At 51.1% G+C, this 315-nt stretch carries 1 rRNA gene; it reads right to left on the minus strand.

The features are described from left to right. Positions 1-241: 241 nt before the first annotated feature. A 23S ribosomal RNA gene (locus F3J37_RS27965) occupies positions 242-315 on the minus strand; the annotation flags it as partial.

Below are 315 nucleotides of genomic sequence, written 5' to 3' on the forward strand. Positions count from 1 at the left end.
TACAGCCGCCAGGCAAATTCCTGTGCTCTGTCCTGTGTCTTTTGTGCTGATGCTGCGTTGCTCTCCCTCGCGTAACTCAGTCACATACCTCAGTATGCTCCTTCGTTCCGTCTCGGTCGGCGCCTTGCCTCAGCGCAAAATCCTTCGGACTTAACTCCGCAGGACATCGCTAATTCTTTTATCCGGATGAACAAAGCTGAAAATCTACTTCTGCGTCTCTCAAAAACGCCTCTGGCGTTGTAAGGTTAAGCCTCACGGGTCATTAGTACCGGTTAGCTCAATGCATCGCTGCACTTACACATCCGGCCTATCAAC

The sequence above is a fragment of the Candidatus Pantoea communis genome, from assembly GCF_011752685.1.
In the GTDB taxonomy this organism is placed as follows: domain Bacteria; phylum Pseudomonadota; class Gammaproteobacteria; order Enterobacterales; family Enterobacteriaceae; genus Pantoea; species Pantoea communis.